The sequence below is a fragment of the Lysobacter korlensis genome, assembly GCF_042434515.1.
In genome coordinates this window covers 629,187-643,265 of sequence record NZ_JBHLTG010000001.1, presented here as the reverse complement: position 1 = coordinate 643,265, position 14,079 = coordinate 629,187, and the positions used below count along the sequence as shown (strand labels likewise).

Sequence of the window (14,079 nt, the reverse complement as noted above, 5' to 3'; positions counted from 1 at the left end):
GGCGAACAGCAACGCGACGGACCCTGCCCGTTTTACTTCCCCCCCCTGCGGTTACGCACCGCGCCACACTGGAGTTGACCCATGGCCGATATGACCCAAGCCCCATCCAACAACGAACGCCCGCGCAGCGGCCGCGGTTTTGCGAGCATGGATGCGGAAAAGCAGCGCGCGATCTCGAGCAAAGGCGGACGCGCCGCGCATCGCAGCGGCAACGCGCACGAGTTCGACTCGCAGCAGGCCCGTGAAGCCGGCCGTCTCGGCGGACGTGCACGCGCCGCCAATGCGCGTCGCCGCATGCAGGCCGAGAACGGCAACAGCGGTGGCAGCGAGCGCACGCACTGATCTGCATGACCGTTCGTGCCGGCGTCGCCCGACGCCGGCACTGCGGCATTCGCGCCGCACATAGCACACACTGACAGCCCGCCCGCGGACGCGGATCAACCGTCCGGGGCCGTGCTGCCCTACTGCAGCGGCAATGTCTGCTGCCGCGCGACGAGTTCTTCCACCAGCGACGGCAGCTCACGCGAACCGGCATCCGCCAGCGTGACGCGCGCCGCCTTGCGCTCGCTCGCCAGCTCATCCCAGGTCAGCGGCACCGCGGCCGGCGCACCGGCACGCGCACGCAGTGACCAGCTCGCGACCGAGGTCGCGCCGCGGCCATTGCGCAGCCAGTCGATGAAGATGCGGTCTTCGCGCTTGGCCTTGCTCATCGTCGCGACGAACCGTTTCGGCGCCTGACGCACCATCGCATCGGCGAACGCTTCGCAGAACACGCGCACCTGCTCCCATTCGGCCTTCGGGGCGAGTGGGGCCACCACGTGCACGCCCTTGCCACCGGTGAGCTTGGGGTAGGACGCCAGACCCACTTCCTCCAGGCGATCGCGCACTTCGACGGCAGCCTGCTTCACGCGCGTCCACGGCACGCCGGGATCGGGATCGAGGTCGAACACGATGCGGTCCGGGCGTTCGAGCGCATCGACCGTCGAGCCCCAGGGATGGAACTCGATCGTGTTCATCTGCACGAGCTGCATCAGCCCGGCCACGCTGTCGACGTAGAAATAGCCGGCTTCCTCGCCACTGCTTTCGACGATGGTATGGCGATGCACCGCATCGCCGAAGCCGCGGCCGGCGTGCTTCTGGAAAAAGCGCTGGCCGTCGATGCCCTCGGGGCAACGCACGATCGACAGCAGCCGCCCGGAGATCTCCGGCAGCAGGCGGTCGGCGACCGACAGGTAGTAGTCGCAGACCGCCTGCTTGGTGTAGCCGGCGTCGGGGTAGACCACGCGGGTGGGCGAACTCAGCGTCGGCAGGGCGTCCTCGTCCGCATCCTTGGCCTTGCTGCGCGAAGGCTGCTTGCGCGGCGCCTTCGTCGCAGCGGGCCTGGCGTCCGCGGGCTCCGGTGACGCGCGCTTGGCGGCCTTCGAACCCGGCACCGCGGCGTCGGGCCGGTCACCCGCGGTGTCCTCGTCGGCCGGCTTGTCGTCGCGCAGGCGGTGGAACGTCGCCTGCCGCAGCAGGCCTTCCTTGCTCCAGCCGCGAAAGATCACCTCGACCACGAGCTCCGGCCGCACCCACTGCACCTGTCCCGCCGGGCGCGGCAGGTGCCCGGGCAACGTCACCGGCGGGGTATCGGTGGCAAGCCGGCGTAGACGGCGCGGCAGGTCGCGCAGCATCTGCGCGCCCAGGCCCGAGCCGACGCGGCCCGCATAGACGAGCTCGCCCCCGGTGCGCTGCGCAAGCAGCAATGCGCCCAGCCCCTTTCGCGAGCCTTTCGGGTCGGACCAGCCGACCACGATGAAGTCGCGCGTTTCCACCGCCTTGACCTTGAGCCAGTGCGACGAACGGCCGCTCACGTAGGTCGAATCGGCGCGCTTGCTGATGATGCCTTCCATGCCACGCGCGCGCGCGGCCTCGAACAGCTCCGGCCCCTGCCCGCGCACATGCGTGCTGAAGAACAGCCGCGCATCGGCGCCGTCGAGCAGTTCCTGCAGCAGCGCCTTGCGCTCGACCAGCGGCGCTTCACGCAGGTCATGGCCGTCCAGGCTCATCAGGTCGAACACGCAGTAGCGCAGTTGTGAGGTCTCGCCGTCCTTGAGCGCCTGCTGCAGGCCGTTGAACGTGCTGTAGCCGTTCTCGTCGACCGCGATCAGCTCGCCGTCGAGCTCGGCTTCGATGCCCAGCGCGCCCAGCGCCTGCACGATCTCGGGCACGCGTGCGGTCCAGCTCAGACCGTTGCGCGACCACAGCTGCGGCTCGTCGCTGGCATACGCGACCACCCGGTAGCCGTCCCACTTCCACTCATGCACCCAGTCCTCGCCAGCCGGCGCCTCGTCGGCGGCGATCGTCAGCATCGGCTCGGCGAACTCGACCGATTCGATGCGACGTCCATCGGCAAGCTTGCGCGCACGTTCGCGCAGAGCATCGAGCGTTTTGTCCGAACCTGAAGTCGATGCGCGGGCACGACGCTTGGTGCCTGCGGCACCGGCTTCTTTCGCCGGGGCTTTCCGCGCGGACGCTTCGGTACCGCTGCTCGATTTGGCCACGGTTTTCGATGGTGCTTTGCGTTTTTTCACGCCCGGTGCCTTGGAAGATTCGGGGTTCGCATCGGCATGCGCGGCGCGGATTTGACGGCCGCGTTCAGTCGACGCGCCCGGTGAAGCCGCAGGCGGCTCCGGAATGCCGTCGAGCAGGTCATCGGCCTCGAGGTCGGCGGCGTGCTCGTCGGTGCGCTTGATCAGCAGCCACTGCGGCTTGCTTGCGTCGCGACGCGTGCGGATCAGGTTCCAGCGCCCGCGCAGGCGCTCGCCGAACAGCTGGAATTCGAGCTTGCCGCGGGCAATCGCGTCGGCCGGGTCACCCTCTGGCACCCAGCAGCCGGCATCGAAGATCGCCACGTGGCCGGCGCCATACTCGCCTTTCGGAATCTGGCCGCTGAAATCGGCGTAATCGAGCGGGTGGTCCTCGACCTCGACCGCGAGGCGACGATCGCCGGGACGCAATGAGGGCCCCTTCGGAATCGACCAGCTGCGCAGCACGCCATCGATTTCGAGCCGGAAGTCGTAATGCCGCACGCTCGCGTGATGCAGCTGGATCACGAAGCTGCGCTCGCCCTCGGGCGCGGGTGTGGCCGACGCGCCGCTGGGCTCGGGCGTGCGGTTGAAATGACGTTTGCGCTGGTATTCGGTCAGGCCCATCGCTTAGGCCTGCTTGCGCGATTTGCGCGTACCGGTGGACGCCTTCTTCGTGGTCTTGCGCGCGGCGGTCTTGCCGGCCGGGGCCTCATCGCCGTCGCCGCCTTTTTTCTTCAGGCTCTGCTGCAATAGCGCCATGAAGTCGACCACGTTGGTCGCGACCTCCGCCTCTTCTTCGGGCGTGTCCTCGATCGTGACCGTGCGGCCCTTCTCGGCGATGCGCTGCTGGATCACTGCATGCAGACGCGTGCGGAATTCATCCTTGTACTGCGATGGATCCCACTCGTCGGTCATCGATTCCATCAGCGCCTGCGCCATCTTCAGCTCCTTCGCGCTCACGCCGAAATCCGCGGCGTCGCCCTGCGGGACCTCGTACTCGGTCGGGTCGACGAGCTCCTGTGGAAAGCGCAGCAGGATCAGCGCAAGCGCGTCGTCCTGCACGGTGAGCATCGCCAGGTGCTCGCGGGTGCGGATGACGACGCGGCCGATGCCGACCCGGTCGGAATTGCGCAGCACTTCGCGCAGCAGCACGTAACCTTTCTCGGCTTTCTTGCCCGGCACGAGCAGGTAGGGCTTTTCGAAATACGCTGCCGGGATCGCGTCGCGGTTGACGAATGCATCCAGCGCGATCGTGTCGTCGTGCTCGCCGGCGGCCTGGTCGATATCGCTTTTCTCGATGACGACGTAGTTGCCCTTGGAGTATTCGTACGCCTTGACGATTTCCTTCCACGGCACTTCGTCACCGGTCTCGGCATTGACGCGCTCGTAGCGCACCGGGTCATTCGTGCGCGCATCGAGCATGCGGAACGAGATGTCGGTACGGCGCTCGCCCGCCATCAATCGGACTGGGATGTTGAGCAGTCCGAACGACAGTGAGCCGGACCAGATCGGACGGGCCATGGCGGGTTTCCTCGCGCGCGTAAAGGCAGTCCGCACGATCGCGCTTGCCTCGTCCGCACCGGGTGAAGCCTCGGCCGGAGGCGCACGGCATGCGTTTCGATGGTTATGGGCCCGACAGGCAGGCGTGGCGCGGGCCCACGTGGGCTCGCGCTGGCCGGTGCAGCTGGCACGGCTGCAGCCCGGAGCGGTGGGAGGCGCGTGGCTCGCCCACAACGCGAAAACGGCGCCCGTGGGCGCCGTTTTCGCCGGAACGCTGACGCGCGCTCGCGTTACTCGTCGTCGTCGGTGCGGACCGCCTCGGGATCGCGGCTGGTGTCACCGACGCCACTACGCAGCGTCGGGTCGTGGCGCACCGCATCGTCGCGGCCGCGCGTTGCATTGGCGCGTGCATGCGCGCGGTATTCGACGTCGCTGACGAAGCCGTCGTGGTCGGCGTCCATCATTTCGAAACTGCTCTTGAAATCGGCGTTGACCTCGCCCTCGGCGAGGCTGACGCGGCCGTCGCCGTCGGCATCGAGTTCGCTCCAGGCGCCACGCTGGGCGGCCGCGCTCGCCGCCGCGGCGCGCGGCGGCTTGAGGTTGAGCTTCAGTGCGCGGCGGCGGTCGCGGCGCATCGCCTCTTCCTCTTCCTCCGCGCCGGCCACCGGCGGCGGCGTCCTCTGGTCGAGCTGCTCGCCCACCGGTGCGTTCGTGGTCAGCAGCGACTCGCGGACGACCGCGCCGGTCTGCGTGGCCTGATTGGTCGCCGTCGCCTGGCGTACTTGGGTGGTGTCGCCGGACTGCGCGCAGACGGTCGGCGCGGCAAGCGCAGCCAGGGTGGCGATTGCGAGCGTGTGGATCGTGCGGTTCATTGGCTCCTCCTTCGGATCGCCCGTGCAGAACGACGGCCATGCTGCGCGCGCCGGGTGTACGCACGGTGACCACGGCCGTAGCAAACATCGGTTTAACGCCTCTGAGAGGCCTCTATAACGTTGCTGCGCGGGCCACCGCCGGTTCCCGGTCGAGTCGCGCTGCAGCGCGTCATCACGCACGCGGCGACGGTGGGTCAGACCGCCGGCTCACCGCGTTCGAAGCGCTCGCGCAGCGCCGCCAGGTCGATGCGAAGGTCGAGCTCGTAATGCGGCGGGTCGGGAAACCGCGGCCAGTCCCCGCCCCATTGCAGTGCGTCGCTGAGCCCGAGCCGCGCGACCTCGGCGTAATCGCGCGGGTGCCGCGAATAGCCGGCCTCGGCCGTGAACACGCCGATGTCCCAGGCAATGCCGAAGTTGTGGCGGCTACGGCCACCGCTGGCATGCGTGACGACCGGCCCCGGGTTGCCGTAACGGCCCTGGCGGAACAGCAGGTTCTGCTCGGCATAGCTGCGCGTGCCGGAGATGATGCGCACGTCCACTCCATGCCCACTCACGCGCGCCATGAAGCGCCGCGCCTCGGCCTGTGCGATCAGCGTCAGGCCGAGGATATGGCGTTCGCTGCGCGGATCGAACTCGCCCAGTTCGGCGCGCAGGATCAGCGAGCGCCGTTCGAACTCCAGCGCCGCAGCCTGCGTGCGCGGCCCCCACACGCCGTCGGGCGCACCGTCGTACAGCCCCTGCATGCGCAGCAGCCGCTGGGTAAACAGCACGTCGGTGTGGGACAGCCGGTCGCTCATCGAAGTGAGCCTGAAATGCGCGACGCCTGACAGGTCGCGTCGCTCATCAGCCTTGTGCCACGTGCGTGATTCCAGCGTGCACCGCGATGCGCCGCGGCGCGAATCGAAGCCGCGTTAGCCCCCCGCAGCCGAGAGCGCGGCGCGATAGCGCGCATGCAGCGCAAGCACGCGCCGGATGTATTCGCGGGTTTCGGCATACGGCGGCACGCCGCCATGGCGCGTCACCGCACCCACGCCTGCGTTGTATGCGGCGGCCACGAGTTCGAGGTTACCGCCGTAGCGGCGCAGCAACTGCCGCAGATGGCGCGCGCCACCGTCGATCGATTGCGCGGGCGCGAACGGATCCTGCACGCCGAGCTCGCGCGCGGTCGCGGGCATCAGCTGCATCACGCCCAGCGCGCCCTTCGGCGATACGGCCACCGGGTCGAAGCCGCTTTCGGCATGAGCGACCGCACGCACCAGCGCTTCGTCGACGCCGGCACGGCGCGCGGCGGCACGGAACTGCGCCGGGTAACGGTCGAGCCGTGCCGGCGCGCTATCTGCAGCTGGCGTCGGTGCCGATGGCGGCGGAGGCGGCGTCTGCACCGTGAAGCCGAGCACCCGCTTGGAACCCGGCAGCGGCCGTGTGCCGTAGACGGGGCGCCCGTCCTCGATGCGTTCGTACAACGTGCCCTTGACGATGCCGAGCGCGCCCCAGAGGTTCGGCAGGCTCACCGCATCATCGGCCACTTCGCGCGGCTCGCAGCGCGAACCCGGCTCCGGCGCGGTCGACAGGCTGACCGTGCCGTCGCGTTCGCAGCGATACACCGTGCGTGCCTCGACAGTGCCCGCCACCATCGCCAGCGCGAGCACGAACGAACACGACAGCGGTCGGCACCTGGCGAACATGCGGCGCACCTTAGCGCGCACTGCCTGCGCGCGAGTGTGCTGATCGTTGGGTGGATTGTTAGCGCGGCGCTCACGTGGCGCTACGTAGCCGCTAACGACATCAGCTGTAGCGTGGAATTCCCCGACGCAGGCGTTGCATTTGGGGCCGGTGGTGATCGCCGAACGATGCGTGCAGCTGATGCGCACAGCATGGCCCGCGCGGTCGACACGGCATGTGGATCGGCCTGCAGTTGCGAATGCGCCGGACCGTTCAAGCCCCAACCGCAATGCCTGCCTACACAAGGAGAGACCTATGACCAATCAGACCCGTGATATGAATCGAGATCCGATTTCCGGCGCGCCCGGTTCCCACCCGGTCGGTACCGGCGTCGGCGCAGCCGGCGGCGCGACCGCCGGCGCGCTGGCCGGCGCGATCTTCGGCCCGATCGGCATGCTCGTCGGCGGTGGCGTCGGCGCCGTTGCCGGCGGCCTGGCCGGCAAGGGTGTGGCCGAGCAGATGGACCCGACCGCCGAGAACGAGTATTGGCGCGAGAACGCATCGACGCGTCCGTACTACAGCCGTGACTACGACTACGACAACGACTACAGCCCGGCCTATGCATTCGGCGCGAATGCGCGCACGCAGCATGCCGGTCGCGACTGGGACGATTCGCTCGAGTCGGACCTGCGCGAAGGCTGGTCGAAGAACCGCGGCGCATCGCGCCTGGACTGGGACAACGCGAAGCACGCCGTACGTGATTCGTGGGACCGCAGCGACCGCACCTACCGCACCTACGATGCGGCCGATCGCCACTTCGAAAGCAAGTTCGACACCTGCGAATACCGCGACACGAACTCGGGCGCGGGCTTCGACGACTACCGTCCGGCCTACCGCTACGGCCTGTATTCGCGCAGCCACCACGGCGACCGCCAGTGGGATGACTCGCTCGAGTCCGATCTCGGCCGTGACTGGGACCGCCACCGCGGCAGCTCCAACCTGAGCTGGGACAAGGCGAAGTACGCCGCCAAGGATGCGTGGCACAGCGTCGAGCACGTGCTGCCCGGCGACGCGGACCGCGACGGCCGCTGAGCCCCGCACCACAGCGCTTTGCGAAAGACCGGCCTCGTGCCGGTCTTTTGCTGTGGGTACTTTGCGGCGGTGTATGCGGTGGCGACCGCGAACACACCGTGGGCAACTGGCGCAGGCGTCGGCAATGCACCGCGTGCAACGTGCCCCGTAGCCGCGCGCAGATATCGATACCGCGGCGCCGTTGCCAGCGCGACTGCCTGTATACGAGCCGCCACCCCTGCAGCGATGCAATGCACGCGTAAGCCCATGTGATCGGCTACGCAGTGTCGGCACGCGCTGCGGCGCGACTGCCCTCGCTGTGACGCGGTTCGCGGACCCGCCCCCCGTCGGCGCGGTTCACTGGCTCCGTCGTACAGGAGTCCCATCCAATGAGCACGCGCAAGGCCGCCCGCCCCGACCGTCTTGAACTCGCAGAACGCGCCATGCTGGCGCTGGCTTTGGTCAGCGGTGTGGTCTGGGCCGTCGCCAATGGCACCCCGGGCCTGAGCTAAGCCCGCGGCCGCGTCTGCGGCACCGATTGACCCTGCGCCCGCGTCACGCCCGGCCGACCACGCCCGCTCCAGACTGGCACTCCGCCTGCAGCGAGCGACCGCGATGACCACCAGCGCCCAGCCCACGCCTTTGACGGTTGATGAGATCGACGCCCTGCGCCGCTATGCGCGCGATCCGGCTTCGATCGATCCCGGGCTGCGCGACGCGCTGGCCGCGAAGGGCATGCTGCAGCACGACGATGGCGCGCCTTCGCTGACGCCCGCCGGCGAGCACGCGCTGCATGTCGACCACGGCCCGACGGTTCCCGGCCTCGACAACTGAGACCTTACCGCCGCTCGCGCGCGCCCTCGCCGCGCGGCCTGCTCCAGCGTGCGAGCACCGCCGCGCAACGCGCTGCAAGCGGGCGGAATGCATAGGCGGCAATAACCGCCGCCGGCCATGCGACGGACCAGGCGCGCAGCCAGCGCAGCAGGAACGCACCATCGATGCCCGTATTGATCGCCGTCACCACGGCCGCGACGAATGCGGACATGAACGTGGCCAGGCAGGCTGGCAGCAGTCGCTGCGCGCGCGCATCCAGCACTGGGCTCATGGACCGCGCTCGTCGGTCAGCTCAAGGCTCGCCTCGGCCAGTTCGCGAACGGCAGCGGGCAAGGCGTGCGCAGCCTCCACCCGGCGCATGCGCAGGTCGGCATCGGCGGGCAACACCGCTTCGGTTTCGTGCACCCAGGTCGTGTGATACGGCATATGCACGCCCCAGCCGCCGAGCCCGAGCACGGGCGCGATGTCGGAACGCAGTGAATTGCCGACCATCAGAAACTGTGTCGGCTGCAGGGCGAACTCCTCGAACAGTCGCGCATACGTCGCAGCATCTTTCTCGCTGACGATCTCGATGCGCCGGAACAGCGACGCGAACCCGCACTGGCGCACCTTGGCTTCCTGATGGAACAGGTCGCCCTTGGTGATCAGCACCACGTCGAACTGCCCGGCGATTGTCTCGACCGCCTCGCGAATGCCCGGCAGCAGTTCGACCGGATGCTGCAACAGGTCCTTGCCGAGCCCGACGATGCGATGCAGGTCGCTGGCACTGATGCGCTCGCCGGTGATCTCGACCGCGGCCTCGATCATCGACAGCACCATGCCCTTCACGCCATAGCCGAACAGCGCGATGTTGCGCGCCTCGATTGCGTAGAGCCGCTCATGCGCGCGTGCGTCTTGCAGGTCGACATACCGGCCGACGATGCGCTCGAACTCGAGCTGCGCGGCGTCGAAATAGTCCTGGCTGCGCCACAGGGTGTCGTCGGCGTCGAAACCGACCAGGCGGATGCCGCGGTCGTCGCGGCCGGAATCACGATCATGCATCGCGACAGTATGCCGGCCGCGTACGACCGCAGCGCAGGTGGATCAGGCCTCGTTTTCGGACTCGACCGTGACCAGCGGAACGCCGTCCTCGTCGACATGCACGTCGACCATCATCGGCCGGCAGCACACCGAGCAGTCCTCCACGTAGCGCTGGTCTTCGGCCACGGGCTCGATCGACAGCACGGTGTACTCGCCGCAGTACGGGCATTTCACGCGTTCGAATTCGCTCACCAGCATCGTGCACCTCCTTCGTCGCGGATGGTTTGCAGGATTGGGATCGCCGCGCCGCGTGCGCGGTGGGGCCCGCGGGCACCCGAGTCGATGATACGGATGCGATGCAAACATGACGCGATCGCTTGCGGTGCGGCCGGGGCATGCGCGGTCGCCCGCTCAGGGCGCAGGCGGGAACGTCGTCGCGCGGTGATCGGCCGCAGCGCTCAGGGCACCGGTTGCCCTTGGCTGGCTTCCCAGATCGCGTACCAGTCCTCGGCCGGCAGTTCGAGCTCGAGCCCGGCCACCGCTTCGCGCAGCCCTTCGATGCGCCCGGTGCCGGTGACGAGCAGCGGTGCGGACGGATGGCGCAGTACCCATGCATACGCGAGCGTCGCAATCGACGCGCCGTGGCGCGACGAGAGCTCGGCCAGCGCACTTCGCACGCGCTGCGCTTGCGCGTCGCCGCCGGTGAACAGCCGTCCGCCGCCAAGCGGCGACCAGGCCATCGGCCGCAACCCGAGTGCGAGGCACTGATCGAGCGTCCCGTCGTGCAGCGCGGCCAGCTGCAGCGGGGAGAGTTCGATCTGGTGCGCGGCCAGCGGATGGAACTGCTGCAGCAGCGCCAGTTGCGAGGGCGCATGGTTCGACACGCCCACGTGCAGCACCTTGCCCGCGGTCTTGAGGTCGTCGAACGTGCGCGCGAGCTCGGCCGGGTCCATCAGCGCGTCGGGGCGGTGAATCAGCAGCAGGTCGATGCGATCGGTGCGCAGCGCACGCAGCGATGCCTCGACCGAAGCGACCACGTGTGCAGGTGATGTGTCGTACGACTTGATGCGGTGTTGCGGACGCTGCGCGGCCACCAGGCGGATGCCGCACTTGCTGACCAGGCGGATACGGTCGCGCAGGCCCGGCGCCGCCGCGAGCGCTTCGCCGAACAGCGCCTCGACCGCGTAGTCACCATAGATGTCGGCGTGGTCGAACGAATCGATGCCGAGCGACAGTGCGCCTTCGATCCAGCGCACCCGTTCGGCCGTCGAATAGCCCCAGTCGGCCATGCGCCAGCAGCCGGCGACGATCGGTGACAGGCCGGCGGGGTTGCGGTAGCGCTCGGTGCTGACGGGCATGGGCGGTGATCGATCGGCGGGCCCGCTACTGTACGGCGCGCCCCATCGATCGGCCCTTGAGGCGCCGGCCCGAATACGTTTGCAGACCCGGCCCGCGCGGCACGCGGCTAGCCGATGTCGCGCGCGCGGGCGCGCCGACGGCGCAGGTTCCGCCACCAGTCGAGCTGGCGCATGATCGGCTTCGCGGTCAGGCCGTGCAGCAGCACCGAGATCAGCACCACCAGCGACACCACCGCCCACAGCGAGTCGCGCTCGGCGAATTCGGCGTGGTTGATGGCGAACGCGAGGTAGTAGAACGAGCCGATGCCGCGCACGCCGAACACCGCGATAACCAGGCGCTCGCGCCCCTCGAGGTTGGAGCCGAGCAGGCACAGCCAGCCGCCGAGCGGGCGCACGATGAGCACGACCGTAAGCGCGACCACCCACTCGCGCCAGCTCAACGAGCCGAGGATGCCGATCGCGAGCGCGCCGCCGAACGCGATCAGCAACAGCGCCATCAGCAGGCGTTCGCACTGCTCGGCGAACAGGTTGAGTGTCTTGTGGTACTCGTGCTCGCGCTCGAACTGGCGGATCACCACTGCGGCGACAAACACCGCGAGAAACCCGTACACATGCACCAGCTCGGCAACGCCGTAGACGATCAGGATGATCGCGAGCGCGGTCAGGCCGTCACTGCTGCGACTCAGCGCATCCTCGCGCTCGGTGCGGAACATCAGGTGCATCAGCCCGTACCCGATCGCCCAGCCGACCGCGATGCCGCCGAGCAGGCGCCACGCGACGTCGATCGACCACCAGTGGGCCCAATCCATCGCCGTGCCTTCGGCCGATGCGGTCGCCAGCCCGATCGCGAGCCACACGAACGGGAACGCGAGGCCGTCGTTGAGCCCGGCCTCGGAAGTCAGCCCGAACCGCACCGGGTCCTCACCGCCTTCGCCGGGCGCATCGACCTGCAGGTCGGTCGCCAGCACCGGATCGGTCGGCGCGAGCACCGCGCCGAGCAGCGCTGCCGCTGCGAGGCTGTAGCCCATGACCTCATGGCCGAGCCACATCGCGCCGATGATCGTGATCGGCATCGCGATGCCCAGCAGCCGCCAGGTCAGATGCCAGCGCCGCCAGTGAAAGCGCGTGTCGATGCGAATGCCGGCACCGAGCAACGCGACGAGCACGACGAGCTCTGTCGCCCGCTCGGCGATGACGCTGTACTGGATCGGGTCCGGGCTGGGCAGCGGCAGGTCCGGCACGTACAGCGCCGCGCCCAGCAGCACGTACACCACCGGAAAGCTCATCGCGCTGCGCTTGAGCAGATGGGGCAGCCAGGCGGCACCGAGCAACGCGACACCGGTCAGTAACAACACGAACTTGTAAGGATCCATGCGCCCTCCCGAACGTCGCGCAGCGTGCGCGATCGCATGCGAAGGCCATGACACAGCGGGTGGCGAAATGCGGCCCTCGCGACGTCGGGCACGCGTCTCCAAACTGAACGGAAGCGCCAACGCGCGACGCGCGCCTCACCTCGGTTTCAGCCGCGACCGTAACAATCGGAGCCCTCAACGAACGGAGACGACCCATGACCCCCATCCGCACCCGATGGCTCGCCCTTGCACTGGCCGCCGGCTTCGGCGCGCTCGGTGCGCCAGCCGCTGCGCAGACGATCGGCTACAACATCCGCACCGGCGACGTGTGGGTCGATACGCGGCTGGGCGAGATCAACGATTACGGCCGCCGCCACCGCGACCCGTTCGTCGATGAGCTCACGCGTTACTACGGCGCGCCGCGCCCGCTGGTCGTCGATCTGCTCGAGCGCCGCGGCTGGGCGCCGGCGGATGTCTACTACGCCTGCGCGATCGCCCGTGCGCTGCGGCTGCCCTGCGTCGACGTCGTGCGCGAGTACGACCGCGATCCCGGCCAGGGCTGGGGCGCGGTGGCCAAGCGCATGGGTATCAAGCCCGGCTCGGCCGAATTCCATGCGCTCAAGCGCGGCACCGTCGCGACGTATGACCGCTGGGGCTATCCGGTGTCGCTGGATCGAAACGATCGCATCGACTGGTCGCGCCGGGACGGCGGCAAGGACCACCGTGCGCATGACCGTGGCCCGGCGAAGGGCCACGCGAAGCCGGACCACGATCGCGGCGGCCGCGGCAAGCCCGAACATGCGGGCAAGGGCCACGGCAAGGGCGAGGGGAAGGGCCACGGCAACGGAAAGGGCAATGGCAACGGGAAAGGCAACGGCAACGGCAAGGGCGGAAAGGACTGAGGCTTCGCCGACGAGCTGACGCCGGCGCGAGCCCGGGCCGGCGTCGGCCGCGCATGACGCGGCCCGTGCAGCCCGGCCCTCCGAGGCGGGCTGCGGCGGCGAGCATCGAGGGTTGCAACTCCGGCAACCCCGGGCATGGCACAGCAGCCACGCATGCCGCGCCGGCGGCCAGCTTCATGCAGCGAAGTGCCGTGCGGCGTGCAACGTATGTCGTCGCATTGACCGCGTCGCAAACGCGGGCCGCGCCGCCGATCTTTGCGACCGGCTAGGCTTGCACGATCGACCCCTTGCACCGGAGCGCCGCGTGGCCATCGACTGGTATTTCGACTTCCTGTCGCCGTTCGCATACCTGCAGTGGCAGCGGCTGCGCAGCCTGCCCTGCGCCAGCGACATCACCTGCCGGCCGGTGCTGCTGGCCGCGCTGCTCCAGCACCACGGCCAGAAGGGCCCGGCCGAGATTCCCGAAAAGCGCCGCTTCACCTACCGCCACGTGCAGTGGAAAGCCGATCGCGCCGGCGTACCGCTGCGGTTCCCGGAGGCACACCCGTTCAACCCGCTGCCGACGCTGCGTCTGTGTGCATACGCGGACGCAAATGCGGCCGCCATCGATGCGCTGTTCAACCACGTCTGGCGCGACGGCCATCGCGCGGACGACGCGCAGGCACTAGCGCCGGTGGCCGCCGCACTCGGCATCGACGACATCTCCGCGGCGCTCTCCGATCCGTCCGCAAAGGCGTTGCTGCAGGCGAACTACGAGCGCGCGATCGCGCAGGGCGTGTTCGGCGTGCCGAGCCTCGTCGTCGACGGGCGGCTGTTCTGGGGTGAGGACGCGACCGCGATGTTCGAGCACTACCTCGCCGACCCGGCCTATTTCGACAGCGACGAGATGCGCCGGCTCGACGCGATTCCCGTCGCGGCCGTGCGCCGCAGCGCCTGAT

14 protein-coding genes and 2 pseudogenes are annotated in these 14,079 nt (G+C 68.9%); 6 read left to right on the top strand and 10 right to left on the bottom strand.

From position 1 onward, the window contains the following. Positions 1-90: 90 nt before the first annotated feature. Positions 91-291 (top strand): annotated as a pseudogene (locus ACFFGH_RS02825) (KGG domain-containing protein); the annotation flags it as partial. Positions 292-461: 170 nt separating this feature from the next. On the opposite strand, the gene ligD reads toward ACFFGH_RS02825, so the two are convergent. The 5 genes from ligD to ACFFGH_RS02800 all read right to left on the bottom strand — a co-directional run bounded on the left by ligD (position 462) and on the right by ACFFGH_RS02800 (position 6,627). After that, positions 462-3,194: a DNA ligase D gene (gene ligD, locus ACFFGH_RS02820; protein WP_386664616.1), complete on the bottom strand. Its 2,733-nt coding sequence runs from the start codon at positions 3,192-3,194 to the stop codon at positions 462-464. A gap of 3 nt (positions 3,195-3,197) precedes the next feature. Next, a complete protein-coding gene (ku, locus tag ACFFGH_RS02815; protein ID WP_386664615.1) occupies positions 3,198-4,091 on the bottom strand; it encodes a non-homologous end joining protein Ku in 894 nt (297 codons plus the stop codon). Between the two features lie 269 nt (positions 4,092-4,360). Further along, positions 4,361-4,942, bottom strand: a complete 582-nt coding sequence (locus tag ACFFGH_RS02810) for an EF-hand domain-containing protein (RefSeq protein WP_386664613.1) — start codon at positions 4,940-4,942, stop codon at positions 4,361-4,363. A gap of 194 nt (positions 4,943-5,136) precedes the next feature. Beyond that, the gene (locus ACFFGH_RS02805; protein ID WP_386664612.1) at positions 5,137-5,739 is read right to left on the bottom strand and encodes a M15 family metallopeptidase; all 603 of its coding nucleotides are present in this window, start codon (positions 5,737-5,739) and stop codon (positions 5,137-5,139) included. Positions 5,740-5,853: 114 nt separating this feature from the next. Then, a complete protein-coding gene (locus ACFFGH_RS02800; RefSeq protein WP_386664610.1) occupies positions 5,854-6,627 on the bottom strand; it encodes a lytic transglycosylase domain-containing protein in 774 nt (257 codons plus the stop codon). Positions 6,628-6,919: 292 nt separating this feature from the next. Here ACFFGH_RS02800 and ACFFGH_RS02795 point away from each other — a divergent pair. The 3 genes and pseudogenes from ACFFGH_RS02795 to ACFFGH_RS02785 all read left to right on the top strand — a co-directional run. Further along, a pseudogene (locus ACFFGH_RS02795) lies at positions 6,920-7,692 on the top strand (hypothetical protein); the annotation flags it as partial. Between the two features lie 372 nt (positions 7,693-8,064). Further along, the gene (locus tag ACFFGH_RS02790; RefSeq protein WP_386664609.1) at positions 8,065-8,187 is read left to right on the top strand and encodes a hypothetical protein; all 123 of its coding nucleotides are present in this window, start codon (positions 8,065-8,067) and stop codon (positions 8,185-8,187) included. 103 nt (positions 8,188-8,290) lie between these two features. Continuing rightward, positions 8,291-8,509 carry a hypothetical protein gene (locus ACFFGH_RS02785; protein WP_386664607.1) on the top strand — a complete coding sequence of 73 codons (219 nt, stop codon included), beginning with the start codon at positions 8,291-8,293 and terminating at the stop codon, positions 8,507-8,509. Between the two features lie 4 nt (positions 8,510-8,513). On the opposite strand, the gene ACFFGH_RS02780 is transcribed toward ACFFGH_RS02785, so the two are convergent. The 5 genes from ACFFGH_RS02780 to ACFFGH_RS02760 form a co-directional block, all read right to left on the bottom strand. Then, entirely contained in the window at positions 8,514-8,780 is a 267-nt protein-coding gene (locus ACFFGH_RS02780) for a DUF2798 domain-containing protein (protein WP_386664605.1), read from the bottom strand. Then, a complete protein-coding gene (locus ACFFGH_RS02775) occupies positions 8,777-9,550 on the bottom strand; it encodes an HAD family hydrolase (protein ID WP_386664604.1) in 774 nt (257 codons plus the stop codon). The genes ACFFGH_RS02780 and ACFFGH_RS02775 overlap by 4 nt, the downstream gene beginning before the upstream one ends. A 42-nt stretch (positions 9,551-9,592) precedes the next feature. After that, entirely contained in the window at positions 9,593-9,787 is a 195-nt protein-coding gene (locus ACFFGH_RS02770; RefSeq protein WP_386664603.1) for a CPXCG motif-containing cysteine-rich protein, read from the bottom strand. Positions 9,788-9,987: 200 nt separating this feature from the next. Continuing rightward, positions 9,988-10,887: an aldo/keto reductase gene (locus ACFFGH_RS02765; RefSeq protein ID WP_386664601.1), complete on the bottom strand. Its 900-nt coding sequence runs from the start codon at positions 10,885-10,887 to the stop codon at positions 9,988-9,990. A 107-nt stretch (positions 10,888-10,994) separates the two neighbouring features. Next, on the bottom strand, positions 10,995-12,260 hold the full coding sequence (locus tag ACFFGH_RS02760; RefSeq protein ID WP_386664600.1) for a cation:proton antiporter: 1,266 nt from the start codon (positions 12,258-12,260) through the stop codon (positions 10,995-10,997). A gap of 194 nt (positions 12,261-12,454) precedes the next feature. Here ACFFGH_RS02760 and ACFFGH_RS02755 point away from each other — a divergent pair, with 194 nt between their 5' ends. Beyond that, positions 12,455-13,141 (top strand): hypothetical protein, encoded by a 687-nt coding sequence (locus tag ACFFGH_RS02755; RefSeq protein WP_386664599.1) that lies wholly within the window; start codon positions 12,455-12,457, stop codon positions 13,139-13,141. 304 nt (positions 13,142-13,445) lie between these two features. After that, on the top strand, positions 13,446-14,078 hold the full coding sequence (locus ACFFGH_RS02750) for a 2-hydroxychromene-2-carboxylate isomerase (protein WP_386664598.1): 633 nt from the start codon (positions 13,446-13,448) through the stop codon (positions 14,076-14,078). Position 14,079: the final 1 nt, after the last annotated feature.

Excerpts from the sequence above, each read along its gene's own strand:
- ACFFGH_RS02770 (WP_386664603.1), bottom strand. The coding sequence starts at position 9,787 with ATGCTGGTGAGCGAATTCGAACGCGTGAAATGCCCGTACTGCGGCGAG.
- ACFFGH_RS02790 (WP_386664609.1), top strand. The coding sequence starts at position 8,065 with ATGAGCACGCGCAAGGCCGCCCGCCCCGACCGTCTTGAACTCGCAGAA.
- ACFFGH_RS02800 (WP_386664610.1), bottom strand. The coding sequence starts at position 6,627 with ATGTTCGCCAGGTGCCGACCGCTGTCGTGTTCGTTCGTGCTCGCGCTG.
- ku (WP_386664615.1), bottom strand. The coding sequence starts at position 4,091 with ATGGCCCGTCCGATCTGGTCCGGCTCACTGTCGTTCGGACTGCTCAAC.
- ACFFGH_RS02775 (WP_386664604.1), bottom strand. The coding sequence starts at position 9,550 with ATGCATGATCGTGATTCCGGCCGCGACGACCGCGGCATCCGCCTGGTC.
- ACFFGH_RS02760 (WP_386664600.1), bottom strand. The coding sequence starts at position 12,260 with ATGGATCCTTACAAGTTCGTGTTGTTACTGACCGGTGTCGCGTTGCTC.
- ACFFGH_RS02780 (WP_386664605.1), bottom strand. The coding sequence starts at position 8,780 with ATGAGCCCAGTGCTGGATGCGCGCGCGCAGCGACTGCTGCCAGCCTGC.
- ACFFGH_RS02785 (WP_386664607.1), top strand. The coding sequence starts at position 8,291 with ATGACCACCAGCGCCCAGCCCACGCCTTTGACGGTTGATGAGATCGAC.
- ACFFGH_RS02755 (WP_386664599.1), top strand. The coding sequence starts at position 12,455 with ATGACCCCCATCCGCACCCGATGGCTCGCCCTTGCACTGGCCGCCGGC.
- ACFFGH_RS02765 (WP_386664601.1), bottom strand. The coding sequence starts at position 10,887 with ATGCCCGTCAGCACCGAGCGCTACCGCAACCCCGCCGGCCTGTCACCG.
- ACFFGH_RS02810 (WP_386664613.1), bottom strand. The coding sequence starts at position 4,942 with ATGAACCGCACGATCCACACGCTCGCAATCGCCACCCTGGCTGCGCTT.
- ACFFGH_RS02805 (WP_386664612.1), bottom strand. The coding sequence starts at position 5,739 with ATGAGCGACCGGCTGTCCCACACCGACGTGCTGTTTACCCAGCGGCTG.
- ligD (WP_386664616.1), bottom strand. The coding sequence starts at position 3,194 with ATGGGCCTGACCGAATACCAGCGCAAACGTCATTTCAACCGCACGCCC.